The organism is Methylobacterium sp. Leaf113 (assembly GCF_001423325.1).
In the GTDB taxonomy this organism is placed as follows: domain Bacteria; phylum Pseudomonadota; class Alphaproteobacteria; order Rhizobiales; family Beijerinckiaceae; genus Methylobacterium.
On record NZ_LMNJ01000051.1, the window covers coordinates 92,756 to 117,062 of the forward strand.

A 24,307-nucleotide genomic window follows, 5' to 3' on the forward strand; every position below is an offset into this window, starting at 1 on the left:
CATGTCCTCCGACGCCACCCAGGTTGCCTCCGCCGCCGCGCCCTTCCAGCCGCAATCCGAGTTCCTGAAGGTCCTCACCGAGCGTGGCTACATCCACCAGGGCTCGGACCTCGCCGGCATCGACGCGGCCGCGCGCGAGGGCCGCCTGACGGCCTATGTCGGCTACGACTGCACCGCCGCGTCCCTGCATGTGGGTCACCTCCTGTCGATCATGATGCTGCACTGGCTTCAGGCCACCGGCGGCACTCCGATCACCCTGATGGGCGGCGGCACGACGCGGGTCGGCGACCCCTCGGGCCGGGACGAATCACGCAAGATCCTCACCCTGGAGCAGATCGAGGAGAACAAGGCCGGCATCCAGAAGACCTTCTCGCGGTTTCTGAACTTCGGTGACGGTGGCAATGCTGCGACGATGGTCGATAATGCCGAGTGGCTGACCAAGCTGAACTACATCGAGATGCTGCGCGACATCGGGCGCCACTTCTCGGTCAACCGCATGATGTCGATGGACAGCGTGCGCATGCGTCTGGAGCGCGATCAGGAACTATCGTTCCTCGAATTCAACTACATGATCCTGCAATCCTACGACTTCGTCGAGCTGAATCGCCGCTACGCCTGCGTGCTTCAGATGGGCGGCTCCGACCAGTGGGGTAACATCGTCAACGGCATCGATCTCGGCCGTCGCATGGGCACGCCGCAACTCTACGGGCTGACCTGCCCGCTCCTCACCACCGCTTCGGGCGCCAAGATGGGCAAGACCGCGGCCGGCGCGGTCTGGCTGGATGCCGGGATGCTGAGCCCGTACGATTACTGGCAGTTCTGGCGCAACACCGAGGACGCCGATGTCGGCCGCTTCCTCAAGCTGTTCACGCTGCTGCCGATGGACGAGATCACGCGCCTCGAAGCCCTGCCCGGTGCCGGCATCAACGAGGCCAAGAAGGTGCTAGCCACCGAGGCCACCGCCCTGATGCATGGCCGCGAGGCTGCAGACGCCGCGGCAGAGACCGCGCGGAAGACCTTCGTGGAAGGCACGGTGGCGCAGGATTTGCCGAGCATCACGGTCTCGGCCGATCTGCTGGACGCCGGCCTCGGCGTACTCTCGGCCTTCGGGCCCGAATACGCCAAGCTTCTGCCCTCCACCAGCGAAGGCAGGCGTCAGATCAAGAGCGGGGGCCTGCGCGTCAACGATGTGCCGGTCACCGACGAACGGTCAGTGCTGCGCCACGCCGACCTGACGGCAGATGGTGTGATCAAGCTCTCGTTCGGCCGCAAGAAGCACGTGCTGGTGCGGGTGGGCTGAGGCGGGGACGTTCCGTCACCCGGACATCGTTTCGGACCAGGATACCGCCGGCAGTCCCGATGACTGCCTGCGGCCCGGACGGCGTGGCGCCCGGGATCAGGCAAACCGCTGCTGTTGGGTCCCGGAATCCGAGAGGGTATCGGTCGCCGGTTCGATCAACGAATTTTCCGCTTCGACGCGATTGCGACCCGCCCGTTTGGCGCGATAGAGGGCGGCATCGGCAACCTGCAGCAGGTCTATGAGGGTGCTGCCCGTCACCGGCGCCGCGGCACAGCCGATACTCACGGTCATGCCGGGCCGGCCCGTGGCCGGCCCGTCGGTCTCGACGTTCAAGCGAATTGCCTCGGCGAGACGGGCGCCGTCCGAGCGGGTTCCACCCGGAATCAGACAGACGAACTCCTCGCCTCCGATCCGAGCGAGGACCGGTTCGCCGAGCCTTTCGGTCGACCGCGGCTGTGTCTCGCGCAGGCTCCTGGCCGTCTGGCGCAGGAGCGCCGCGAAGCGGATCAGAGCCGCGTCACCGGCCGAATGCCCGCCGCTGTCGTTGATCCGCTTGAAATGATCGATGTCGAGCATCAGCACGGCCATGTCCCGGTGCTGTGCCGCGAGCCCCTCGGCGCAATCAAAGAACGCGCGCCGGTTCAGCAATCCGGTCAGACTATCGGTGGTCGCCACCTTGCGCTGGCGCTCCGCTTCGTTCCCGAGTTCCAGCGTGGTCACGGCCAGGATCAGGACGATGTAGATCACCAGATACAGCATTAGCCACAGCGCCGCCCGGGTCTGAGCATGATCGAGCGGGACGACGATGTTCTCCTGGACGGCCGTGTAGGCCGTCAGTCCAAGAGAGGCGATCGAGAGCAGCCAGAGCAGAAACGCGGCAAGAACGCGGTTGGGGGTTGGCCGTACCTGATCGGGCCGCAGCATCTCCATTGACATGGCGATGCAATAGGCCGTGAAGCCGAGGGTTGCGACGATGTAGCGAAATTGCTCGCCCGCGAAGAAGGCCGGCACCAGGCAGGCTGCCGTCCAGACCGTCGTGCCGGCCCAGATCGCGATCGGAGAATGCGATCGATGGTGGACGAGTCGGACCGCCGCCCACAGGAAGGCGAAGGTCTGAATGAAGCAGACCTGAGCGAGCCAGATCGCGACCCAGTCCGGCGCGATCTGGCGCAGCATGAAGAGAAGGCATCCCGCCGTTGCGCTGGTCGCCGAGGCGGCGATCCAGAGATGGATGCGGGCAGCGCGGCCGCTGACCCACAATACCCAGAAGTAGACCGCAATACCAAAGTCGATCACCGTCGTGGCGATGAGCAGAGTAGCGATGTCGAGGGTCACGTCATAGTCCGTCGTTTGTCAGAATCCTGGTCTAGAGTTTGTCAGGGATGAGTGGAAATCGGTTATCCCGATAAGACAAACGAAAACCAAAGACCCGAGAGTCTGGCTGGTTCAGAATGAACCGGACTGACTCTCGTCCCGTCTGGCTGCGGTCCTGCTACCGCTGTCTCGGACTGACTCCGCTCAGCGCTCGGTTTCGTCCATCGGCGGCCCGGCTGCGACGCCGTCGTTGCCGCCGCCGGCGCTGAACAGCTTGCGCAGAATGCCGGGTGCCAATGCCGAGAGCGGGTTCACGCTCACATCCGGCTTGGCCAGGCGTCCCGAGACGCGGAAGTTGAGGGCGAAAAGCCCTTCGTTTCGGCCGCCGCCGAGGAGTTGGCCGAGGATCGGCAGTTGCGAGACGACGTTGTTGAGGCCGTAGAGCGGTACGAACGTGCCGTTGATGTCGGTGCGTTCCTTGGCGGTGTCGAGGTAACCCGTCATGGTGAAGCCCATGGCGGGATTCGAGATCGCCGCATCGCTGATGTCGATCCGGCTCCCCGTACGGGTGAAGATCGCCCGAAGCCGGTCGAATTCCACGTCGTTCCCGGCGTTCTGGACCACGTATTTCCGGCCGCGCGCATCGGTGACCTCGCTGGTCGCCGGTCCTTGGGCCATGATGCTCGACAGCGCGGGCTCGTTGCGCAGGATGAAGTTGCGGATCTGGACCGAGCCCGGCTGCGGCCCGTCGTTCAGCGAACTGCTCATGATCAGCTTGCCGCCATACATGCGCTTGTAGATGTCGGCGAAACGGAGCGCCGAGCCGGCATCCAGCGTCTCGATGGCGATGCTCGATCCGCCGCGATCGGCATGGGTGATCTGGGCCGAGAAGGGCGCGCTGCTGAACTTTCCGAGAATGCGTCCGCTTCGGAGGTCGCGGCCGCGCAACAGGAGCTTGGCACTTGCGTTGGTCAACGCTTCTCCGTTGAAGCCGCTGACGATGGCGAGGTTGATGTCGGCGTCGATGTCTTTCGGGCTCGCCTCACGGCCGCCCTTGGCGGCCGGCCCGGTCAACCCGCGCAGGAACGGGCGCGCATCGGCCACTGCGCCCCGGACCGAGACCCGATAGGCGTTGCCGCTGGTATGGTCGACCGACAGGCGCATGTCGTCGCCGGGCGACAGCTTGAGGGCGGTCAGGTCCGCGCGTTCGAACCCGCCCTCGCCGTTCAGGCTGATGCTGCCGCGCGCCATCAGGGGGCCGGCATCGACGCTGAGATCGCGCAAATCCTGAGCGCCGTTCGCGCCCTCCACCACCGTGAAGCTGGCGCGTCCCGGCTTGCCCACCGCCTTGGTAACGCCGGGCAGCAGGCCGTCGCTGCCGACCCGGCTCAGATCGGCCTCCACCCGGGCCGGCGCCTTGCCGGGGCCGGCCCGGCCGATCGGCATGGTGATCCGCACCGGGATGGAGCCTGAGAGCTGCGGCGCCACCGGCAGACCCTTGCGGGCGCGGAGGGCGTCGTCGAGGGCAAAGCCGATATTGACTTCACCCGGCGCGCCGGCCTTCGGCTGACGCAGGTCGACGGTCAGGGGGGTGCCCATCACCCGCCCCTCGCCCTTCAGGGAGAACGCCCCGCGCTCGCAGAGGATAGTGAAGCGTCCACCCTCGAGCCGATCCTTGCCGAAGACCTTGTCGACACCGATGTCGGACAGGGTGCCTTTGATGCCCACCGGCAGATCCGCCAAGTCGGGAATGTGCTTCAGGTCGAGGGGGAAATCAATCCGCAGGTCGGCACTGCCCTTCACCGTCGCGGGATCGAGGTCGAGGCCCGTGAGCGTCTTGAACATCTTGGTCTGGAGCAGGGAGACCAGGGCATCCGCCCCCCCGCTGAGCCGCAGCCCGATCTGCGCCGTGACCATGTCGGGGGTAATCTTCGGGATGACAAACGATCCGTCCGAGATCGACAAAATCCGGTTGTCCGGCATCTGGACATCGGCCGTGACGTTGCGGATGTTGGTCGTCTGCCCCGTGATGGTGCCGGTCACGCGTCCGCGCGTCAGCGGCGGCGATTCCGGCACGACCGTCAGGGTCGCGTCCGACACGGCGAAGTCGATGTGCACCGCATTGTCGGGCATGGGCTCGCCGCGCGTGGCGGCGGCCAGTTCGGTCCCGCTCATGTCGACGCTGATGTCGACGGCGTTGACGGTCCCGCCACGCAGATAGTCGACGAGGTAGTTGCGTGCGGGCGGCGCCACGTGTTCGGGCCACAGCCGCAGTGCCGTGCGCGCGTCGGTTGAGGCGGCGGTGATCTTCAGGGTCAGGCCGTCATCGTCGGCGGTCGTTCCGAGAGTCCCGGTGATCCGACCGGTCGCCGCCCCCGCCTTGATGGCGAAATCGTCGATGACGACGCCGCCGGCCTTACCGGTGAGGTGGGCGGAGACCGCATCGAGCGTCACCGGCTTGTCAGCCGGGCTGGCACCGCGCAGCACCGCGTCCTTGCCGGCGAGCACCAGGGTCCAGGCCGTATCCGCGCCGGACGGGGCCGCCGTCCAGGCACCGGTGAGATGGACCGCATTGCCGGCGCCGCGATAATCGAGCCCGTCGAGCTTCATCGCGCGACCGGCCTCGTCCCAGCTGAGTTCGGCCACTAGGCTGTCGATGGTGACCGGGTTGAAGTCCTTCTCCTCGATCAGGACATTGCCGCCGCCGGTGCGGATTTCGGCCTTCATGGTCTCGATACGGCCGGCATCGATGGCGACGTCCGTCTTGGCCGAAACCTTCAGGTCGGTCTCGACCGGAAGCTTGGACTGACCCGACAGCAGCAGGAGATCGTTGATCGGCAGATCGTCGAGGGTGATCGTCCCGGTGCGCTTCGTGCCGCCCGCCTCGTGCAGGTCGCCGCCGAAGCGCCACTCGCCGTGCGGGCCGTCGATCCGCAATTCGAAGATACGGGCGTCCCGCACGGCATCGCGGCGGAACAGACCGTTGACGTGCTCGAACACGGCGCGCTGGCGGGCGTCGTCGTCGATGAGGGTGAGCCGCCCGTTGGTGATCCGCGCCCGGTCCAGGGCCCCGATCACGCCGGCCGAGTCGAGCACGACGCCGAAGATTGAGGCGACCGTGGCGGAGATCGGTGAGACGCGGCCGAGCACGGCATCGACGCTCGGGAGGGTGTGCGGCTCGACGGACCCGGCCTGGGTCGAGTCGGAAGCCGCGAAGGCGATGCTGCCGTCCCGGTGGATCAGCGCCGTCATCTGCAGGTCGCGGAACTCGATGGCGCGGGGCAGGACCGAGAGGCGCAGGAGGCTCCAGCTGTCCAGGCTGACCACGGCCTGGGGCGCACGCACCACGAGGTCGCCCTCGGGATTGTGGATGTCGAGACCGACGACCCTCAGGGCCAGCGAGTTCTCTGAATCCAGCTCGACCGCACTGTCGCTCAGCCCGACGCGCCAGCCCGGTCCGATGCTGCCGGCGATCGCGGACGCGACCCGTTCCGAGAGTCCATCGAACCGCATCGGTCCCTGCGAAAGGCGCAGGATGAGACCGCCGACGCTCAAGACTACGATGAGCCCCAGGGCTGCCACCAGCCAGAGCAAGGCGCGCCATCGCACGCCGGGCCGCGCGGGTTGCACAACGTTGGCCGTTTCCTGGTCCATCAATCCTTGTGCCGCTGGATCGGAACGTCCCCCCGGGCTATCGAGCGGCTGTCCTACGGGTTTCGGCTTTCGCGGGGCTTATCAGGTCCGCGGCGACGCGTTTCCGGAGCATCGGGCTCCATCGGGATGCAACCGCAGACGCACACTATCAATCAGCCGAAAGGAAGGCATGATGCCCCTCGCGACCGGAGATCAGGCGCCCGACTTCACCCTTGCGGGCGCCGGTGACGAAACGATCAGTCTCAGCGCCCTGAGGGGCCGCAAGGCCATCCTGTACTTCTATCCCAAGGACGACACGAGCGGGTGTACCCTGGAGGCTCAGGGCTTCAACGCTCTCGAGGGCGACTTCGCCGCCGCTGACACCATCGTGATCGGGATTTCACCGGATTCGGTGAAAAGCCACGACAAGTTCCGCGCCAAGTACGGCCTGACCTTCCCCCTTGCGTCGGACGAGAGCAAGGCGATGCTGGAAGCCTACGGGGTCTGGGTCGAGAAGAGCATGTACGGCCGCAAATACATGGGCGTCGAGCGCACCACGCTGCTCATCGACCGCGATGGCCGCGTCGCGCGGCTGTGGCCCAAGGTGAAGGTGCCGGGACATGCCGAAGAGGTGCTGGCGGCAGCGCGCGACCTCGCCTGAAGCGAAATCTCGCAACTCGTTCGCGCCAGAACGTCTTGGCGGTTCGTTAACCCTGATTCGGCAGGGTGACGTCGTGGATCAGGTCACGCGTCCCATGTCACTGTCGCCATCGTCCTCTCGAAAACCATCTCGGAAGGCGACCCCCGTCGTCTCCGGTTCCGTGCTTCGGACACGCCTCCTCGCGGGAGCGCTGGCCCTGGCCGTCGCCTGGGCCGGCGGGGCGACATACTACCTCGTCTTTCACGACGAGGTCCTCGCCCGATTCGTCTCCCAGCAAAGCGCAATCCAGTATGGATACGAGGAGCGCATCGGCGCCCTGCGCCTGCAACTCGACCGGGTGACGATGGAGCAGGCCGCCGCGCGGGACGGTATCACCCAGCGCCTGGCCGAACTCGTCCGCCGTCAGGCCGCGATGGAAGCCCGTCAGGCCGCCATCGCCACTCTGGCAGGGGAACCCGGCACGTCCCAGCCCGGCGCAGCTCCGGTCGAGGAGCGGGCTGCCGAGACATTATCGAAGCCGACCAGCGGATCGAAGCCCTATCCGACTCCCGACACGCTGCAACTTCGTACCCAGGACGACCTCGCACCCGGGCGCCAGTCGGCAAGGGCTGTGGAGGGACGGCTTGCCGCTCTGGAGCAAAGCCTCGACGGGCTCGCCGAAGCGCAATCCCGCGTGCTCAACCGCATCGGCCTGCGGGCCGGCCAGGGCGCCCAGCGCCTTCGCGGTCTCGTCGCCCGGCTCGGGCTGGACCCCGCGCGCTTCGAACGCGAGTCCACCGGCGGCATCGGCGGCCCCCTGGTTCCGCTCGATCCCGATGCGTTCGGCCTCTCCTTGGCTCAGGCCCAGCGCTCGCTTGCCGACGAGGCGCGCCTCCGCCGCATCGCGGCCACGCTGCCGGTGCGTCGTCCCCTGTCGGGGGAGTTCAGCCTGTCGAGCAATTTCGGAGGGCGGCTCGATCCGTTCACCCGCAGCTACGCCATGCACACCGGCATGGACCTGCGGGCGGAGACCGGCGAGCCGGCCCGTGCCACCGCGGCCGGACGGGTCACGCTGGCGGATTACAACGGCGGTTACGGCAACATGGTGGAGGTCGATCACGGCCATGGCCTGATCACCCGTTACGCCCACCTCTCGGCCTTCGACGTGGTCCCGGGGCAGTGGGTCGAACCCGGAGCGATCGTCGGCCGCGTCGGATCGACCGGGCGCTCGACCGGCAGTCACCTGCATTATGAGACCCGGATCGACGGTGAGCCCGTCGATCCGATCCGCTTCCTGAGGGTCGCCGTGGCGCTTTGAGGGTCGCCGCGGCGCTCCGAGAGTTGCCGCGGCGCTTCGAGAGCGCCCCTGCCCTACTCGATGTCCTCGACCACGTCGGCGCCGCCATAGACGCGTTGGGCCAGGGAGGCTTCCATGAACGGATCGAGGGAGCCATCCAGCACCGCGTCGGGATCGGTCGATTGCGTGCCGGTCCGCAGGTCCTTCACCAGTTGGTACGGTTGCAGCACGTAGCTTCGGATCTGGTGACCCCAGCCGATGTCGGTCTTGGCGGCGGCCTCGGCGCTGGCCTTCTCCTCCCGCTTCTTCAATTCGGCCTCGTACATGCGGGCGCGCAGCATGTTCCAGGCGGTCGCTCGGTTCTTGTGCTGCGAGCGCTCCTGCTGGCACGCCACCACGATACCCGTCGGAATGTGCGTGATGCGCACTGCCGAATCGGTGGTGTTGACGTGCTGGCCACCGGCACCGGACGACCGGTAGGTATCGATGCGGCAGTCGGATTCCTTGATCTCGATCTCAATCCGGTCGTCGATGACCGGATAGACCCAGACGCTGGCAAAGCTGGTGTGCCGCCTTGCGCTCGAATCGTAGGGTGAGATCCGCACCAGCCGATGCACGCCCGACTCGGTCTTGAGCCAGCCATAGGCATTGTGGCCCTTGATCAGGAGCGTCGCACCCTTGATCCCGGCCTCGTCGCCATCCGACCACTCGACGATCTCGACCTTGTACTTCCGGCGTTCGGCCCAGCGTCCATACATGCGCTGGAGCATGTTGGCCCAGTCCTGGCTCTCGGTGCCGCCGGCGCCCGAATGCACTTCGAGGTAGGTGTCGAAGCCGTCGGCTTCGCCGGAGAGCAGAGTCTCGATCTGGCGGCGCGCGGCCTCCTTCTCGACGGCGCGCACCCCGGCCTCACCTTCCTGAATGGTGGCTTCGTCGCCCTCCATCTCGCCGAGTTCGATCAGCGTATGGGCGTCCTCGAGGTCCTGGGACAGCTTCTTGATCGCGTTGACCGCATCATCGAGCTGGGTGCGCTCGCGCATCACCTTCTGGGCCGCCTCGGCGTCGTTCCAGAGTTCGGGGTTCTCGGAAGCTGCGTTCAGCTCCGCGAGACGTTTTTCGACGGTATCCCAGTCAAAGATGCCTCCTCAGCAGTCCGATCGACTGCTTGGCGGCATCCGAGAGTTGTTCGATCTCGGCGCGCATCTGGTGTTTCGGGCTCGTTTTTGGGGATCTGGGATCGGGTGATACCGGGCGGACCCGATGGTGTAAACGGCACGTGCCGAAACCTTGGGTCTGGTGTCTCCTGGGCGAGCGGCATCACCGGAATCGAACGGGTTTCAGCGTGCCTCGCTTGCGAGTAATGCGCTCGCCGATCATCGCCGATCCCGTCCTCGACGCCTACGCGGCGGGCCGACCTCAAGAATTGACACGTGAGGCAGATCAGTCGCCCGGGCGCGCGATGGTCCCCGCCCTCGATGGTCACGTCGCATCGAATCCGCGCCGGTGTTCGTCTCGGCGGCGCAAACGGTACGGCAAGCACTTCGTCCGGCGCGGACCCGTCGCTGGAGCGGAAGGGCGGCTGCGCGACCGGCGCTAACGCAGAGCGGGGCGGACGTAGTCCGCCGGTCCGATCCGGGCGGGTGCGAGGACGAATTCGCGCGGCCGGTGCTTCCTGTTCAGTGGGCCTTCGCTGAGCCCATCACTGAAATAATCGGTTCCGGTCAGGCCGAAGCCGCCGCCGTTCATCACCTGCGGCACCGGAATGGCGTTCGGCACGTCCGGAACCGGACGACCACTGCTCGGGCTCGTCGGCAGAACGATCGGACCATCGGCCCCGAGATAACGCATCTGTGCCGAGGCGGCACCCGGGAGCCCGAGCGCGATCAGGCCGGCGGCGAGGACGGTTCGCATGGTCAGCACGAAGAACTCCGGTGGGCAGACAGACTCAGGGAGAAACGCGCCCGATCCCCTTATGCCTCAACCCGATGGTGCTGTCCGTGTCCGATCGGACGCGCTGCGGCAGGATTCGCACGGTACCCTGTGGGTAAGGCGGAGAAATCCGAGGGCGGCGCGGGGTTGGACCGGCGAGTCGCAAACGCGATCCACCGGGCCAGGGTCAGCCCTTGGCGCGAACCACCACCGAGCGCTCCTGCAGGATCGGCTCGCAATTGGTGTGATAGGCGTTCAGCACGGTCGAGCGCGACGTGCACTCGTAGCCGAGGGTCGGCTCTGGCGCCGGCACCGGATCGCGGGCCACGATCGGCTTCGGAGCGCAGGCTCCCGCGGAGGCGCTGAGCACCAGGGCGACGGCAAGGGTCAGGCGACGCATACGTTCCTCGGGCCTCGGCGAACCGGCCGCGCGATACGGGGGGAAACCCGGACGCGGCCACGCAAGACCCTGCTGACCCGGCCCCGTCGTGACAAGCACGCCGATGATCGCCGGACCGCTTTGCGGCCGCCTGTCTCCCGACCGCAACAGGCTGCGGCGGAAGCAGCCGGCGCGCGGTCAGCCCGCCTTCGACAGGGGCGCTTCGGACAGCGGCACCACGTTGTGCAGGGTCTTGTCGGAGGTCTCGAAGAAGCGCCGGACATTGCGCGCCGCCTGCCGGATGCGCTGCTCGTTCTCAACCAGGGCGATGCGGACATAGTTGTCGCCGTGCTCGCCGAAGCCGATACCGGGGGCCACCGCCACGTCGGACTTCTCCAGCAGCAGCTTCGAGAACTCGAGGCTGCCCAACGCCTGGTACTTTTCCGGGATCGGCACCCAGGCGAACATCGAGGCGGAGGGCGTCGGGATCTTCCAGCCGGTCTTGCCGAAGGACTCGATCAGCGCGTCGCGGCGCTTCTTGTAGATCGATCGCATCTCGACGATGCAATCCTCCGGCCCGTTCAAGGCCGCGGTTGCCGCCACCTGGATCGGCGTGAAGGCGCCGTAATCGAGGTACGACTTCACGCGCGTCAGCGCCGCGAGAAGGCGCTCGTTGCCGACCGCGAAGCCCATGCGCCAGCCGGCCATGGAGAAGGTCTTCGACAGGGAGGAGAACTCGACGGTGCAGTCGATGGCGCCCGGCACTTCCAGAACGGAGGGTGGCGGATCACCGTCGAAATAGACCTCGGCATAGGCCAGATCCGACAGGATGATGATCTCGTGGCGCTTGGCGAAGGCAACGAGGTCCCGATAGAAATCGAGGCTCGCCACGTAGGCGGTCGGGTTCGAGGGGTAGCACACCACGATCGCCACCGGCTTCGGGATCGAGTGCTGCATCGCCTTCTCGACCGCGGGGAAGAAGGCCGGGGTCGGCTCGGCCGGCACGGAGCGGATCACGCCGCCGGCCATCAGGAAACCGAAGGCGTGGATCGGATAGCTCGGGTTCGGCACCAGCACCACGTCGCCCGGCGCGGTGATGGCCTGGGCCATGTTGGCGAAGCCTTCCTTCGAGCCCAGAGTCGCCACCACCTGGGTGTCGGGATTCAGGCTCACGCCGAAGCGGCGCTTATAGTAGTTCGCCTGGGCCCGGCGCAGACCGGCAATGCCCTTCGACGACGAGTAGCGATCTGTGCGCGGGCGGCCGGCGGTCTCCACCAGCTTGGCGATGACGTGCTTCGGGGCGTCGAGATCCGGGTTGCCCATGCCGAGGTCGATGATGTCGGCGCCGTTGGCGCGGGCCTGGGCCTTGATCCGGTTCACCTGCTCGAACACGTAGGGCGGCAGGCGCTTGATGCGGTGGAAGTCGGTCATGGCCTTCACGGTGTCCAGGAGCAAAGGTGGGCGCGGGATTCTCCCGACGCGCGAATCTGTCATCAACCCGAGCGGAATCGTGGTTTCGTCCGGAGGTCCCTCGGGCGGAAATCCGGACGTCTCATGGCGACCTTGCCGGGCACAGGGCCATCGCAGATATCGCACGCTTCGCAAGGGTCTAGCAGTTTTGTGCCACGACGCCGAACGAAATCAGCGGGCGCGCGCGATCGGGCTACTGCGCCTTGCCGGCCTGCGCGGCACTCTCCGCCGAGCGGCCGCGCGCCTCGTTGCGGCCGCGGGCGGCCACCAGTTCCTCCTCCAGCGCCTTGGTGCCCTCGGCTGTCTTGGCGCGGGTGGGTCGGGCCGGGGCGGAGACGCCGACGGGCATGAAACCATCATCCTTGCGCCGCGACTCGGCGACGAATTCCGGCGCCTTGGCCTGAGGACCCGCCTCGCCCGTGCCATAGGCGGCCCGCATCGGATTGAGATCGCTGGAACAGCCGCCGAGCAGCGCGGCGGCGACAGCAAGGGCGACAAACTGACGGTTGTGACGCCGGGACATGGGGGTACTCGGCCGTTTCGGAAGCGGGCGCTCTGGCGGAACTGCGCGATGGCGCGTTAATTTGTCGGAAACGAGGCTTCCCTCGGTCGCGCGACAGGCGTCGCACGCACAAGGGTCGGGCCGAACTCGGGGAGAAACGCACGCGTGACGACCGAACGGACGACGCCGCCGCTGCCCGACATCGAAGCTCTGTCCCGCAACGCCAGCCTTCTGGTCGAGGAATTCGGGCGTGCTGCCTCTCGCTACATGAAACCGGTTGGAACGCCGGATGCCCTCCCGGTCGAGGCGGTCGAGCCGCCCGAGGAGGTCAAGGACGTGGTCCGCACCCTCGGCACCGTGGCCGAGACCTGGCTGTCCGATCCGAAGCGGACGGTCGAGGCCCAGACCAAGCTCAGCGAGGCCTTCATCACCCTGTGGGGTTCGACCTGGCAGAGGCTGCAGGGCGAGGCGGCCGCGCCCGTGGCGCAGCCCGAGCCGAAGGACAACCGCTTCGCCCACGCGGAATGGTCGACCAACCCGATCTTCGACTTCATCAAACAGAGCTATCTCATCACGTCCCGCTGGGCCGAAGGGCTGGTCGAGGACGCCGAGGGCATCGATGAGCACACCCGGCACAAGGCGCAGTTCTATCTGCGCCAGATTACCGGCGCGCTTTCGCCCTCGAACTTCGTGATGACCAATCCGGAGTTGATCCGGCACACCCTGAAGGAGAACGGCGCCAACCTGGTGCGCGGCATGAAGATGCTGGCCGAGGACATCGAGGCCGGCAAGGGCCAGCTTCGCGTGCGCCAGACCGACCCCTCCGCCGGCTTCGAGGTCGGCGTCAACGTAGCGGTGACGCCGGGCGAAGTGGTGTTCCGCAACGATCTGATGGAGCTGATCCAGTACGCGCCCACCACCGACACGGTGCTGAAGCGCCCGTTCCTCATCGTGCCGCCCTGGATCAACAAGTTCTATATCCTCGATCTCAACCCCTCGAAGAGCCTGATCGCCTGGATGGTGAGCCAGGGACTGACGGTGTTCTGCATCTCCTGGGTCAACCCGGATGCGCGGCACGCCGACAAGGACTTCGAAAGCTACATGCGGGAGGGGATCGAGAGCGCGATCGACGCGATCGGGGTGGCCACCGGCGAAAGCGAGGTCGCGGCGGCGGGCTACTGCGTCGGCGGCACGCTGCTCGCCGTCACCCTGGCGATGCAGGCCGCAACCGGCAACAAGCGCATTAAGAGCGCGACCTTCCTGACCACGCAGGTGGACTTCACCCATGCGGGTGACCTGAAGGTGTTCGCCGATGAGGACCAGATCCGCCTGATCGAGTCGCGGATGGAGAAGCGCGGCTACCTCGAGGGCACCGGCATGGCCACAGCCTTCAACATGCTGCGGCCGAACGATCTGATCTGGTCGTACGTGGTCAACAACTACGTCAAGGGCCAGTCGCCGATGCCCTTCGACCTTCTGTACTGGAATGCCGATTCGACCCGGATGCCGGCGGCCAACCACTCGTTCTACCTGCGCAACTGCTACCTCAACAACACATTGGCGCAGGGCAAGATGATCCTCGGCAACGTGCGGCTCGATCTGAAGAAGGTGAAAATTCCGATCTTCAATCTCGCCACCAAGGAGGATCACATCGCTCCTGCCCTGTCGGTGTTCGAGGGTTCCTCGAAGTTCGGCGGTCCGGTTGACTACGTGCTGGCGGGATCGGGTCACATTGCCGGAGTGGTGAACCCGCCCTCGAAGCCGAAATACGGGTTCTGGACCGGCGGCCCGGCCAAGGGAAAATTCGAGGACTGGCTGGCGGCGGCGATCGAAACCAAGGGATCGTGGTGGCCCTACTGGTTCCAGTGGCTGGAGCATCAGGCCCCGGCCCGCGTCCCGGCCCGGATTCCCGGCGAAGCCGGCCTTGCCTCTCTTGGCCCGGCACCCGGCACCTACGTCCGGATGAAAGCGTAAGGGCTGCGCCCTCGCGGTACATCGACCGCGTGCCGTTCCGATCGTCTTTGACGACGGGCCAATCCTGAAGGATCGGCCCTGAGGGCATTCATCGCCGTCCCCCGAGGGCATCCATGGCCGCCCTCAGAGAACAGATGCTTCGTCGCGTCTGCCGATCAGGCGAAGGCGTAGTCGCTCGGAATCAGAAGGGTGCCCGGTGTGCCGCCGGTGCTGATCAGCAATTGTCCTTCGGACAGGCCAGCGGTATCGTGGATCTCGTAGACCATCGCGTTCCCCGATGTCCCCACCATAGCCAGAGTCGAGCCGGCCGTGAAACCGGTGAGCTTGATCAGATCGCCGCCGAGGGCGCCCGCACCCTGGAAATCGACGATCAGGTCCGTGGCTCCCTTCAAAGCCAAGTCTCCGCGAGCGATCAGGAAGGTGTCGTTTCCGGCACCACCGGCCATGCGATCCGCTCCGAGGCCCCCGGTGAGCACGTCATTGCCGTTGCCCCCGGACAGCACGTCGTTGCCGGCGCCCCCATTCAGGGAGTCATCTCCGCGGCCGCCGCGAAGCGTGTCGTCGCCGTCGAGGCCGGCGATCTGAACGCGCGTGGTCGAGGTCGAGAAATCGAGGACGTCGGCCGATGCCGTGCCGCGGACGTAGCTCCCTGACGCAATGTCGTCGTTGCGGATCGTCGCCGATGCGGTTGCATGAAGCGGGTCGATGCTGCCGGTACTGGGGGATGCGAGGGTGACCGTGAAGGCCTCGTCGCGCTCGACCAGCGCATCGCCCGCAACCGCGATCGTGACGCGCGCCGTGCTCTGCCCGGCAGCGAACGTCACGGTACCGGACGGGAGAACACCACCGGAGAAATCGGCGCCGTCCGCCGTGTCGCTGGTGACCGAGAAGCGGATGGTCGCGGCGGCATCGACGGACCCGTCACGGGTGATGTCGAATTGGAAAGGTGTCGAACCGCCGTTCCCCTCCAGCGCAGCAGCGGAGAGGGCGGCGAGCGAGAAGACCGTCGGCTGGTAGCTCGACGCGTTGACCACCTGATCGTCAAACTGGAAACGTTCGATGCCGCTCAGGGTATCGGTCCCGTCATTGAGACCAGGCCGCGTGTCGCTGATGGTGAAGCGTCCGGTGGGGGCGTCGTACCGGATGGCATGCTGCGCCAACGTTCCGGAGAAGCGGGCGATATCGTCGCCGGTGCCGCCATCGAGAACGTCATCGCCGAGCCCGCCGACGAGTTGATCGACATCGGCGCCGCCGAAAAGCCGATCGTCGCCGCTCCCGCCGAAGAGCATGTCGTTCCCCACGCCGCCGTCGAGCGTGTCGTTCCCGTCGCCGGCACCTTCCGAGAAACTCAAGCGGAGGAATTTCCCGTCGACGCCCATCGCGTAGAGGCTGCCGTCGCCGCTCTGGGCGAAAGACACGATGGCGCTGAAGCGGCCATTATCGATGCGCAAATCCTGATCCAGATTCCGGAAGAACTGGGGTTCGCCGTTGACGATGCGGGTGGCCCAGAGATGATTGGCCGAGAAATCGGTGAAGAGGTAGAGATCCTGCACACCACCGGGGCCGTGGTAGACGTAGCCACCGGTGACTGAGGACCCGTTCAGTGGGCCGCTGCCATGCTGGTACTCCAAGGTCGGATCGGTATAGGCCGGATCGTCCGGGCCGATCGATCCTTCCTTCACGCGCCAGCCGAAATTCAAACCGCCACCGGTGCCGGCTTGGACGACGTTGATCTCCTCGGTTCGGTCCTCGCCCACATCGCCGATGTAGAGATCGCCTGTCTTGGAATCGAAGCTGTTCCGCCAGGGATTGCGCAGGCCGAGCGCCCAAACCTCGGGTGCACCCTCGCCCGGCGCGAACGCATTCCCATCCGGGATGACGTAGTTCCGGGTCGAGTCGTTCGGAAAGCCATCGGCACGGACGTCGATCCGCAGCATTTTGCCGAGGAGTGAATTCGTGTCCTGCGCCGTGTCCTCCACGCGTCCCGGGAATCCGCCATCGCCGGTGGCGATATACAGGAAGCCGTCCGGACCGAAGTCCATCCAGCCGCCGTAATGCTGGTCTCCCGGATGGTCGAAGGCGAGGATGACCTTGGCGGAGGCCGGATCGGCCTGGTTCGGTTGGGTCGCGGATCGCGTGTACTCGCGAATCTCGACGGCTCCGGTCGGGTTGGTCAGATAGACGTAGAACTTGCCGTTGGCGGCGTAGCCGGGATCGAACGCCAGGCCGAGAAGGCCCTGCTCTCCACCGGGCGCGAGGCTGGTGTCGGGAAGATCGAGGAACGGAATCGCCAACTTGGTCTCGCTGGCTGTATCGAGGATGACGATCCGACCGCTATGCTGCTCGACCACGTAGAGAAGGCCCGGCTGCCCGGGCGGCGATGCGGCATAGACGGGACTGGCGAAGCCGACGGGTAGGCGGTGGACGTCGATGGCGCCTGAATCGAGGGCGCGATCGGCGGACCCGAACCCGTACAGGATATCGTCTCCGCCGCTGCCTGTCAGGGTATCCGAGCCCAAGCCTCCCGACAGGGTGTCCGCGCCAGACGAACCGACGACCCGATCGTCATCTGGACCAAGATTCGTGATCATTCCTGCCACTCCATGTGCCGAGATCGGCCATGGTGACGCGAGACATCGCATCCATCAAGGTATCAATGCGCTTTTCTGAAAGCTCTTGATAAATGAGCATTCGACCCTGGGTCGGGTTGTCCAGCTTTTTCGCGATCCGGATCGGTTGTCAGAAAATCTTTCAAGTAATGGCTATTACAGGCCTTGGTCGCTCACTGCCGGCGCACAAAAATCATCTGCTTGATGGGGGCGGCCCGTGATCTCGTAGGATATATCGCAGGCTGGAAGATCTCGATGCGGCGTCAATCGTTCTTTTGGTTGCGTTCTGGAACGGCCTTGCCTGCGGCCCGGGTCTGTTAGCTCTCAGCGATGAGCGGCCGGTCCCGGGGCGTCTCGGCGGCGTTGAAGATCGCGTCTGCACCGCCGCCGGCACCAGCTTCAGAATTTACGCACCAGAGGCGCAGGTGCGACTACGGCCGGCTCGCCGAAGACGTAGCGGAAGCCGACCGACACGATGTCGGCGCTGCCGTTCGCCGTCCCGACGAAGGGCACCAGCGGGTTGTCGCGCGTCACGATGCTGTTCTTGTCCACGAACAGGTGGGAATAGGCGAGATTGAGCGTCAGCTTCTCGCTCCAGCGGTAGCTTCCGCCGAAGGAGAGGTTGACCCGGTCGCCGTCCGGGAGGCGGACGGTGCGGTTCGCGTCGTTGATGGGCGACTGCTCGTAGGCGACACCGGCGCGGACCGTCAGCGCCGGAGACCAATCGTATTCGCCACCAATGGAATAGGTATAACCGTCCTTGTAGTTCAGGTGTAGGACGGTCGCGACGCCACCGGTCCGATTGGAGAGGACATTGATCTCCCCGAGGCGGCTCCAGTTGTCCCACTCGAAGCCGAAATTGATGCGGGCCACCGGGCTGATCGCCTGCGTGAGGCCGACGCTCAGCTTCTCGGGCGTGTTGAGCTTCGCCTTCACGTCACCGCCCAGAGCGGCGAACGGGCCCGGAAGGATGAGCTGACCACCGATGTCGTGATGCACCGACGACCGGAAGCCGACGCCGATTGCGGTGCCTTCCAGCGGCGTGATCAGAACACCGGCGGTGAATCCGACGCCCCAGGAATCCGCCTTGATGCCGGAACTCGGCAGGTTCGCGGGATCGATATTGATCGGCGAGAGAAACCCCTGACGCAGGGTCAGCTTAAAATATTCGATGTTCGGACCGGCGGCGACCGACAGCCATTCGTTGACCTTGAAGCCGATGACCGGATTGAAGGCGAGGGAAAAGATCCGGCTGGAGCGTCCGTAGATCTCGCCGGCCCAAGTGTTGCGCGGCTTGGTCACGAGGCCGAAGGGCGCGCCGGTCGTGATGCCGATCCAGAGACGTTCGTTGAGCTGGTAGGAGGTGGCGCCCGCAGGCACTACGGCGCCCTGGCCGATATCGCCGCTGCCACCGAGGCGGGCAAACGCCGGGTTGGTGCCGGCCTCGGGAGTGATCCGCCCGGACAGGTTGATGAAGGAGAGGTTCTGCTCGGTCACCCAGCCCGGCCGCATGGTGACGGTGGCAGGGTTCCAGAACATCGAGGACACGCCGCCGGAGCCGGAGGCGGCACCCGCGAAGGAAAGGCCCTGGGCCTGCGTGCTCTGCTCTCGGATGCCGAAGGCACCGGCCGAGGCAGCGGTCACGCTCGCGCAGAAAAAGGCTGCCGAAACGCCCGACCGCGCGAAGCTGCGGATGGAACGGCCCCGAAACGTGCCCATCATGATGTAAGACCCACCCCTGTTGCTGATGCTCGCTTGTCCCGTCCCGAACGGGGCGGCCCCGCACCTTGGGTGTGACAATGACGTGGTCGGGTCGACTTCGCAATCCTGTTAAACTTAAGTAAATATCGCGTTAATATTCGCGTTTATACTTCGATATGCGTAATATTTCATCCTCGTAATCCCCTGTATGAGATGGGCCGCAGAATGGTTCATATCTAAACTCTCTCATTTGTGAGTAAGCGCCGTTCCGGGAAAATCGGCGCAGACGCATCTCCGGGCATCGGTGTGGCCTTTGGGCGACAAAAGTGCCGTCGTCGGGCGGTTCCGACGTTTCTGAAGCGAACAGATTCCGCGGCATCTGTCGCGTGTCGCCTCTTGCCGCCTGTTGTCCGGGGATCGATCTGTTGCTTCGGGAAGTAGAGAGAGGCATCAGCCATGAAACTGGTTCGGTACGGTGCGAACGGGGATGAGAAGCCGGGTCTCGTCGACGCGCAGGGCGTCCTGCGCGATCTGTCGGCGCACGTGAAGGACATCGCCGGCCCCGCCCTGTCGCGCGAAACTCTGGAGCGCCTGCGCCGGATCGATCCGGCCAGCCTTCCGGCCCTGCCCGCCGGGACACGCCTCGGCCCCTGCGTCGGCGCGACGCGAAATGTCATCGCCATCGGGCTGAACTACACCGACCATGCCGCCGAGATCGGCGCCGACATTCCGCCCGAGCCGATCCTCTTCAACAAGGCTCCGTCGTGCCTGGCAGGGGCCAACGACCGGGTGATCCTGCCCAAGGGCTCGGCCAAGACCGATTGGGAGGTGGAACTGGCGCTGGTGATCGGCGCCCGCGCCTCCTACGTCCACGCCAACGAGGCCCTGTCCTACGTGGCCGGCGCCTGCATCTGCAACGACGTGTCGGAGCGCGAATATCAGATGGAGCGCGGCGGGACCTGGACGAAGGGCAAGGGTTGCCCGACCTTCGGTCCCCTCGGCCCCTGGCTCGTCACGCTGGACGAGATCCCCGACCTCAAGCGGCTCGGTCTGTGGCTCGACCTCAACGGCACCCGCATGCAGACCGGCTCGACCGCCACGATGATCTTCGATCCTGCCCAGCTCGTCGCTTACGTCTCGCACTTCATGATGCTGGAGCCCGGTGACATCATCACCACGGGCACGCCGCCCGGTGTCGGCATGGCGCGCAAGCCACCCCGCTTCCTGCGCAACGGCGACGTGGTGACCCTCGGCATCGACGGTCTCGGCGAGCAGCGACAGGAGATCATCGCCTTCGACGACTGGACCGCCAAGGTGGCGGCCGGCGAGCCAACCCACTGAATGCGCGGCCGGCTTGATTTTCCGGCCAGGATTCGCCTTCTGGGCATATGACCGACGCTCTGGCCCCCCTCGCCCCCTTCCCGGCCGCCGAAACCTCGGCCATCCGTCACGACTGGACGGTGGCCGAGATTCAGGCGATCCACGATCTGCCGCTCCTCGATCTCGTGTTCCGGGCGGCGCAGGTTCACCGCGCCCACAACGATCCCGCCGACATCCAGCGCGCCAGCCTCCTGTCGATCAAGACCGGCGGCTGCCCCGAGGATTGCGCCTATTGCCCGCAATCGGCCCACCACAAGGGCACCGGGATGGCCCGCGAGCGCCTGATGCCGGTGGATGCGGTGCTGCGCGAAGCGGCGGAGGCGAAGGCCGCCGGCGCTCACCGCTTCTGCATGGGCGCGGCCTGGCGCCAGCCCAAGGACGGCCCGGAATTCGATGCCGTGCTGGCGATGGTGCGCGGCGTGCGCGGCCTCGGCATGGAAGCCTGCGTGACGCTGGGTATGCTCTCGCCGACGCAGGCCGAGCGCCTCGCGGAGGCCGGGCTCACCTCCTACAATCACAACCTCGACACCGGACCCGAATTCTACGGCGACATCATCTCGACCCGCACCTACGAAGACCGCCTGACCACCCTGCAGCACGTGCGCGACGCCGGTATCGGCGTCTGCTGCGGCGGCATCGTCGGCATGGGCGAGGGCGTCAAGGACCGGGCGAGCATGCTTCAGGTGCTGGCGAACCATGCGCCGCATCCGGAAAGCGTTCCGATCAATGCCCTGGTGGCGGTGGAGGGTACGCCTTTGGAAGATCGTCCGGCCGTTGATCCCCTCGATCTCGTTCGGATGTGCGCCACCGCACGCATCGTCATGCCGCGCGCCCGCGTGCGGCTGAGCGCCGGGCGCAAGGGCCTGACCCGCGAGGCACAGTTCCTGTGCTTCCTCGCCGGCGCCAACTCGATCTTCTACGGCGAGCGCCTGTTGACCACGGCCAACAACGAGACCGATTCCGATGCCGAGCTGCTGCGCGACATCGGCATCACCGTTCCGGGCCTGACGCTCGCGGCGGCGGAGTAGCCTCCCTCTCCCAAAACCCGCCGCGGCTCACCCGCCGGCGGCGTCCGGGATGGTGATGCGGAAGCAGGTTCCACACGCGGTCTCGTCGAGGGTCAAGCGTCCCCCGTTCAGCTCGACCAGCTCGAATGCGATAGCGAGGCCGAGACCGGTTCCGCCTGAGCGCGACGACCCCTTGAACGGGCTGAACAGGTGTTCGCGAGCACGCGCCGGAAGACCCGGGCCGTTATCGGCCACGAGGATCGTGGTCTCGCCAGATCCCGCCGCGCCGACACGCTTGGCCTCGATGGTGATCGCAGGATTGTCGCGAACCGAAGCCTCCGCCCCATTGGCCGAAGGGCTCAGCGCCTGGACTGCGTTCCGCACGATGTTGGCGAGCGCCCGTGAGAACTGATCCGGGTCGACGAAGATCTTGAGATCGCCCGGGCAGATCTCGTGAATGGCGATCTTTGAATCGCGGCCGCGTCCGGCGAGGTCGGCCTGTTCCGAGAACAGCGCAGCCAGCGGAACCGTGCGCCGGTTCGGCTTGCGCTCCGAGGTCCGGCCATACGCCAGGGTTTCCTCGCAGAAGCGGATCGCCCGATCCAGGGTCGCCACGAGGCGCGGGGCCACGCGCTGAACGACCGGATCGGTGACGCCATCCAGTCGGTCGCTGAGCAACTGCGCGGTGGTCAGCAGATTGCGCAGTTCGTGGTTGATTTTGCTCACCGAGAGACCGAGCCCGGCCAAGCGCCGCTTCTCACGGAGCTCGCCCGCGAGCGCAGTTTCCATCCGGGCCAGGGCGATTTCCGCCTGTCCAATCTCGTCCGTCCGGCGAGAGGGCACGATGACGCCATCGATCGCCTCGGGGTTCTCGGCGAAGTCGGTGATGTTGCGCACGAGGCGGCCGACCGGCCGAACGATCGCGCGCTGGAGCACGAGGAAGATCAACCCCGCCACAGCCGCCGCGATGGCCAGGGATGACAGGGCGAGGCGAATGGCGAAGTCTGCCACCGCCTCACGGAATGGCCCCGGATCCATCAGGATCTCGACGAGATCGAAGCCGTCCCGTCCATGTCCGATGACCCGAATCGGGTGTGGTGTTTCGGCCAGAAGGGTCCGGGCGATGCCGCGGATCGACGCGATCCAATGATCCTCACGCAGATCGATGATTTCGGACACGGTGTCCGGCACCATCTCGATCGACAGCAGACGTCGGGCGCCATTGCCCCGAACCGCGATGGCACGAGCACCCGCGCCGGCCAGGAGGCGCTGGGACAGGCCCTCGGAGACCTGCTGGTCCGGAGCGGCGTCCAGCACCAGGGCCGCGACCTGGGCTGCGGCGATCCGGTCAGAGAGCCACATCCGGCGGTAGTTCGACACCGTCGGGACGTAGATCAGCACTTCGATCAGGGCCACGAAGGCCACGGTGAGCAGGAACAGCCGCCCGGATAGCCCAAGGTGACGCCCGAGCCCGCGCGACGACGTCGGCTCGACGGATGTGACCTGCTGCTGGAATTCGACGCGCGACGTCACACCCATCTCGGCACTTTGCGTTTCCGGTGTCCTGTGGCGCGACGTGCAACGGCGTGAATTCGATCTGGAGGACCATCCAGCGGCGTTTTCAGGGCGAAGGCTCGGCGCGTGATTGCCGTGCCAACGCTCCGAATCGTCGAAGGCTGCGTCCAGCTCCCGAACTCTTTAGATCAGGTACATGGCTAAATTCGATCAGAAATTAAGGCTGACGACGGGTCAGTCGGCGTCGTAGGACTACCGAGACGAGGGCGAAGGCGGCCAAGGCGGCCAGACCGGCGACCATCTTGGGAGTGACAAGGGCTCGCAGCGTGAGGGCATTGTCGCAATCAAGCCCCTGCGCCGCGAGGCAGGCGGTCTTCGCCGTCTCATGGACGGCGACGACATCCTCGATGGCCGCTCCGGTCGAGGCATAGATGAAGGCGCCGGGCAGCAGGCCCACAAGGGTCGCCAGCACGAAGGTGCTGCGCTTCACGCCGAAGGCGGCCGGTGCCAGATTGGTCATCCAGAACGGAAAGATCGGCAGCAGCCGCAAGAAGGCGATGTAGCCGAAAGCGTCCTCGCGAAATCCCGCCGCCAAGCTGGCGAGACGTGGGCCGGCCCGCCGTAGTAGCAGATCGGAAGCGGGTCCGCGCCCGATGGTAAAGACGATGGCGGCCCCGGTGGTGGCGGCGGCCAGGGCGATGAGCGCGCCCGGCACGATGCCGAAGAGAAATCCGCACAGCATCGTCAGGAACAGCGAGGCGGGCACGGAGACCACGACCGCGCCGACATAGACGCAGTAGGCCGCCACCATCGCGCGGAATGGATCTTCCGCCACCCACGCGTTGAGCCAGGCGCGCGAGGCGAGCAGCCGATCGAGGCTGAGGAGATGCGAAGCACCCGAGACAAGAACGGCGAGAGAGGCACCGACGAGGAGCAGCAACGGTATCCAGCGGAAGAGACGTTTCGTCCGCGTCGATGCCGGTGGGCGGGCGAGCGGCTCGCTCACCCGGGCTTGCGCATCCGGAGGATCTTGAAAAATCCGCCGGGGAAGGTCGGCGAGACACCGATGAATTCGACGCCATTGGCTCGAGCCCAGGCTTCGATCCGAGTCGATTTGAACGCCGAGGACCAGCCGATCTTGGTGCAGAGCGGGGCCACGATCTCCTCGACCTTGGCCACCGGACCGGCGGTCTGGCCGAAATGGTTGGCCAGCACGATCTCGCCACCGGGCCGGACCACGCGCAGAAACTCGGAAAGCGCCGCCTCAGGGTCCGGCACGAGGGTGATGAGGAATTGCGCCACCACCGCGTCGAAGGATTTGTCGGCGTAGCCGAGGCGGCACACATCCATCACCTGGAGCCCGTGCACGTGGCGCAGGCTGCGACGCAGCACCTTGGCGCGCGCCCGCTTCAGCATGTCCTCGGACAGGTCGACGCCGCAGACGAAGCTGGTGGGCGGGTAATAGCCGAGGGACAGGCCGGTACCGACGCCCGCCTCCAGGATGCGTGGACCGCAAGCCACCGCCGCGTTCACCGCGTCGCGCGCCGCCGGCTCCGTCAGCTTGTCGTAGATGACATCGTAGACCGGTGCCCAGCGGGCATAGGCCTTGCGCATCAGGGCGGTGCTCGGACCAGCCTCCCGCGGCTCGCTCAGCATG

General features: G+C 66.1%; 18 protein-coding genes. 6 read left to right on the top strand and 12 right to left on the bottom strand.

The window, feature by feature from the left end; translation table 11 throughout:
• Nucleotide 1 precedes the first annotated feature (1 nt).
• Nucleotides 2–1,300: a tyrosine--tRNA ligase gene (gene tyrS / locus ASF60_RS20015; RefSeq protein ID WP_056189247.1), complete on the top strand. Its 1,299-nt coding sequence runs from the start codon at nucleotides 2–4 to the stop codon at nucleotides 1,298–1,300.
• A gap of 96 nt (nucleotides 1,301–1,396) precedes the next feature.
• Here the strand turns inward: tyrS and ASF60_RS20020 are convergent, their stop codons facing one another.
• Both ASF60_RS20020 and ASF60_RS20025 read right to left on the bottom strand, forming a co-directional pair.
• On the bottom strand, nucleotides 1,397–2,635 hold the full coding sequence (locus ASF60_RS20020) for a GGDEF domain-containing protein (RefSeq protein WP_056189251.1): 1,239 nt from the start codon (nucleotides 2,633–2,635) through the stop codon (nucleotides 1,397–1,399).
• Between the two features lie 183 nt (nucleotides 2,636–2,818).
• A complete protein-coding gene (locus ASF60_RS20025; RefSeq protein WP_056189254.1) occupies nucleotides 2,819–6,268 on the bottom strand; it encodes a YhdP family protein in 3,450 nt (1,149 codons plus the stop codon).
• Between the two features lie 172 nt (nucleotides 6,269–6,440).
• Here ASF60_RS20025 and ASF60_RS20030 point away from each other — a divergent pair, with 172 nt between their 5' ends.
• Together ASF60_RS20030 and ASF60_RS20035 are read left to right on the top strand one after the other, a co-directional pair.
• Nucleotides 6,441–6,908: a peroxiredoxin gene (locus tag ASF60_RS20030; protein ID WP_056189680.1), complete on the top strand. Its 468-nt coding sequence runs from the start codon at nucleotides 6,441–6,443 to the stop codon at nucleotides 6,906–6,908.
• A 160-nt stretch (nucleotides 6,909–7,068) separates the two neighbouring features.
• Nucleotides 7,069–8,205 carry a M23 family metallopeptidase gene (locus tag ASF60_RS20035; protein WP_244478521.1) on the top strand — a complete coding sequence of 379 codons (1,137 nt, stop codon included), beginning with the start codon at nucleotides 7,069–7,071 and terminating at the stop codon, nucleotides 8,203–8,205.
• A 53-nt stretch (nucleotides 8,206–8,258) separates the two neighbouring features.
• On the opposite strand, the gene prfB is transcribed toward ASF60_RS20035, so the two are convergent.
• The 5 genes from prfB to ASF60_RS20060 all read right to left on the bottom strand — a co-directional run bounded on the left by prfB (nucleotide 8,259) and on the right by ASF60_RS20060 (nucleotide 12,485).
• A protein-coding gene (prfB, locus tag ASF60_RS20040; protein ID WP_156375915.1) for a peptide chain release factor 2 occupies nucleotides 8,259–9,387 on the bottom strand; the annotation gives its coding sequence in 2 pieces (ribosomal slippage) (nucleotides 8,259–9,317 and nucleotides 9,319–9,387; 1,128 coding nt in all).
• A gap of 390 nt (nucleotides 9,388–9,777) precedes the next feature.
• Nucleotides 9,778–10,095: a hypothetical protein gene (locus ASF60_RS20045; protein WP_056189683.1), complete on the bottom strand. Its 318-nt coding sequence runs from the start codon at nucleotides 10,093–10,095 to the stop codon at nucleotides 9,778–9,780.
• Nucleotides 10,096–10,300: 205 nt separating this feature from the next.
• Nucleotides 10,301–10,513, bottom strand: coding sequence for a hypothetical protein (locus ASF60_RS20050; RefSeq protein WP_056189261.1), 213 nt, complete (start codon nucleotides 10,511–10,513; stop codon nucleotides 10,301–10,303).
• Nucleotides 10,514–10,690: 177 nt separating this feature from the next.
• Complete coding sequence (locus ASF60_RS20055; protein ID WP_056189686.1) at nucleotides 10,691–11,923, bottom strand: LL-diaminopimelate aminotransferase; 1,233 nt, start codon at nucleotides 11,921–11,923, stop codon at nucleotides 10,691–10,693.
• A gap of 232 nt (nucleotides 11,924–12,155) precedes the next feature.
• Nucleotides 12,156–12,485, bottom strand: a complete 330-nt coding sequence (locus tag ASF60_RS20060) for a hypothetical protein (RefSeq protein WP_056189264.1) — start codon at nucleotides 12,483–12,485, stop codon at nucleotides 12,156–12,158.
• Nucleotides 12,486–12,629: 144 nt separating this feature from the next.
• On the opposite strand from ASF60_RS20060, the gene ASF60_RS20065 reads away from it, so the two are divergent.
• A complete protein-coding gene (locus ASF60_RS20065) occupies nucleotides 12,630–14,438 on the top strand; it encodes a PHA/PHB synthase family protein (protein WP_056189266.1) in 1,809 nt (602 codons plus the stop codon).
• Nucleotides 14,439–14,593: 155 nt separating this feature from the next.
• On the opposite strand, the gene ASF60_RS26055 is transcribed toward ASF60_RS20065, so the two are convergent.
• Together ASF60_RS26055 and ASF60_RS20075 are read right to left on the bottom strand one after the other, a co-directional pair.
• Nucleotides 14,594–17,029 carry a PQQ-dependent sugar dehydrogenase gene (locus ASF60_RS26055; protein WP_056189269.1) on the bottom strand — a complete coding sequence of 812 codons (2,436 nt, stop codon included), beginning with the start codon at nucleotides 17,027–17,029 and terminating at the stop codon, nucleotides 14,594–14,596.
• A 417-nt stretch (nucleotides 17,030–17,446) separates the two neighbouring features.
• Nucleotides 17,447–18,766, bottom strand: coding sequence for an OmpP1/FadL family transporter (locus ASF60_RS20075; protein WP_056189689.1), 1,320 nt, complete (start codon nucleotides 18,764–18,766; stop codon nucleotides 17,447–17,449).
• Between the two features lie 438 nt (nucleotides 18,767–19,204).
• On the opposite strand from ASF60_RS20075, the gene ASF60_RS20080 reads away from it, so the two are divergent.
• On the top strand, nucleotides 19,205–20,089 hold the full coding sequence (locus ASF60_RS20080; RefSeq protein ID WP_056189272.1) for a fumarylacetoacetate hydrolase family protein: 885 nt from the start codon (nucleotides 19,205–19,207) through the stop codon (nucleotides 20,087–20,089).
• A gap of 47 nt (nucleotides 20,090–20,136) precedes the next feature.
• The gene (gene bioB / locus ASF60_RS20085; RefSeq protein ID WP_056189276.1) at nucleotides 20,137–21,156 is read left to right on the top strand and encodes a biotin synthase BioB; all 1,020 of its coding nucleotides are present in this window, start codon (nucleotides 20,137–20,139) and stop codon (nucleotides 21,154–21,156) included.
• A gap of 27 nt (nucleotides 21,157–21,183) precedes the next feature.
• Here the strand turns inward: bioB and ASF60_RS20090 are convergent, their stop codons facing one another.
• The 3 genes from ASF60_RS20090 to ASF60_RS20100 form a co-directional block, all read right to left on the bottom strand.
• Nucleotides 21,184–22,674 (bottom strand): sensor histidine kinase, encoded by a 1,491-nt coding sequence (locus ASF60_RS20090; RefSeq protein ID WP_056189279.1) that lies wholly within the window; start codon nucleotides 22,672–22,674, stop codon nucleotides 21,184–21,186.
• Between the two features lie 193 nt (nucleotides 22,675–22,867).
• Nucleotides 22,868–23,656 (bottom strand): TVP38/TMEM64 family protein, encoded by a 789-nt coding sequence (locus ASF60_RS20095; protein ID WP_056189281.1) that lies wholly within the window; start codon nucleotides 23,654–23,656, stop codon nucleotides 22,868–22,870.
• The gene (locus ASF60_RS20100; protein ID WP_056189284.1) at nucleotides 23,653–24,306 is read right to left on the bottom strand and encodes a class I SAM-dependent methyltransferase; all 654 of its coding nucleotides are present in this window, start codon (nucleotides 24,304–24,306) and stop codon (nucleotides 23,653–23,655) included. Before ASF60_RS20100 ends, ASF60_RS20095 begins: the two co-directional genes overlap by 4 nt.
• Nucleotide 24,307: the final 1 nt, after the last annotated feature.

What these genes read in the sequence shown, in the direction of transcription:
- tyrS (WP_056189247.1), top strand. Translation starts at nt 2, where the DNA reads ATGTCCTCCGACGCCACCCAGGTTGCCTCCGCCGCCGCGCCCTTCCAG.
- ASF60_RS20025 (WP_056189254.1), bottom strand. Translation starts at nt 6,268, where the DNA reads ATGGACCAGGAAACGGCCAACGTTGTGCAACCCGCGCGGCCCGGCGTG.
- ASF60_RS20030 (WP_056189680.1), top strand. Translation starts at nt 6,441, where the DNA reads ATGCCCCTCGCGACCGGAGATCAGGCGCCCGACTTCACCCTTGCGGGC.
- ASF60_RS20045 (WP_056189683.1), bottom strand. Translation starts at nt 10,095, where the DNA reads ATGCGAACCGTCCTCGCCGCCGGCCTGATCGCGCTCGGGCTCCCGGGT.
- ASF60_RS20050 (WP_056189261.1), bottom strand. Translation starts at nt 10,513, where the DNA reads ATGCGTCGCCTGACCCTTGCCGTCGCCCTGGTGCTCAGCGCCTCCGCG.
- ASF60_RS20055 (WP_056189686.1), bottom strand. Translation starts at nt 11,923, where the DNA reads ATGACCGACTTCCACCGCATCAAGCGCCTGCCGCCCTACGTGTTCGAG.
- ASF60_RS20060 (WP_056189264.1), bottom strand. Translation starts at nt 12,485, where the DNA reads ATGTCCCGGCGTCACAACCGTCAGTTTGTCGCCCTTGCTGTCGCCGCC.
- ASF60_RS26055 (WP_056189269.1), bottom strand. Translation starts at nt 17,029, where the DNA reads ATGATCACGAATCTTGGTCCAGATGACGATCGGGTCGTCGGTTCGTCT.
- ASF60_RS20075 (WP_056189689.1), bottom strand. Translation starts at nt 18,766, where the DNA reads ATGGGCACGTTTCGGGGCCGTTCCATCCGCAGCTTCGCGCGGTCGGGC.
- ASF60_RS20080 (WP_056189272.1), top strand. Translation starts at nt 19,205, where the DNA reads ATGAAACTGGTTCGGTACGGTGCGAACGGGGATGAGAAGCCGGGTCTC.
- bioB (WP_056189276.1), top strand. Translation starts at nt 20,137, where the DNA reads ATGACCGACGCTCTGGCCCCCCTCGCCCCCTTCCCGGCCGCCGAAACC.
- ASF60_RS20090 (WP_056189279.1), bottom strand. Translation starts at nt 22,674, where the DNA reads ATGGGTGTGACGTCGCGCGTCGAATTCCAGCAGCAGGTCACATCCGTC.
- ASF60_RS20100 (WP_056189284.1), bottom strand. Translation starts at nt 24,306, where the DNA reads ATGCTGAGCGAGCCGCGGGAGGCTGGTCCGAGCACCGCCCTGATGCGC.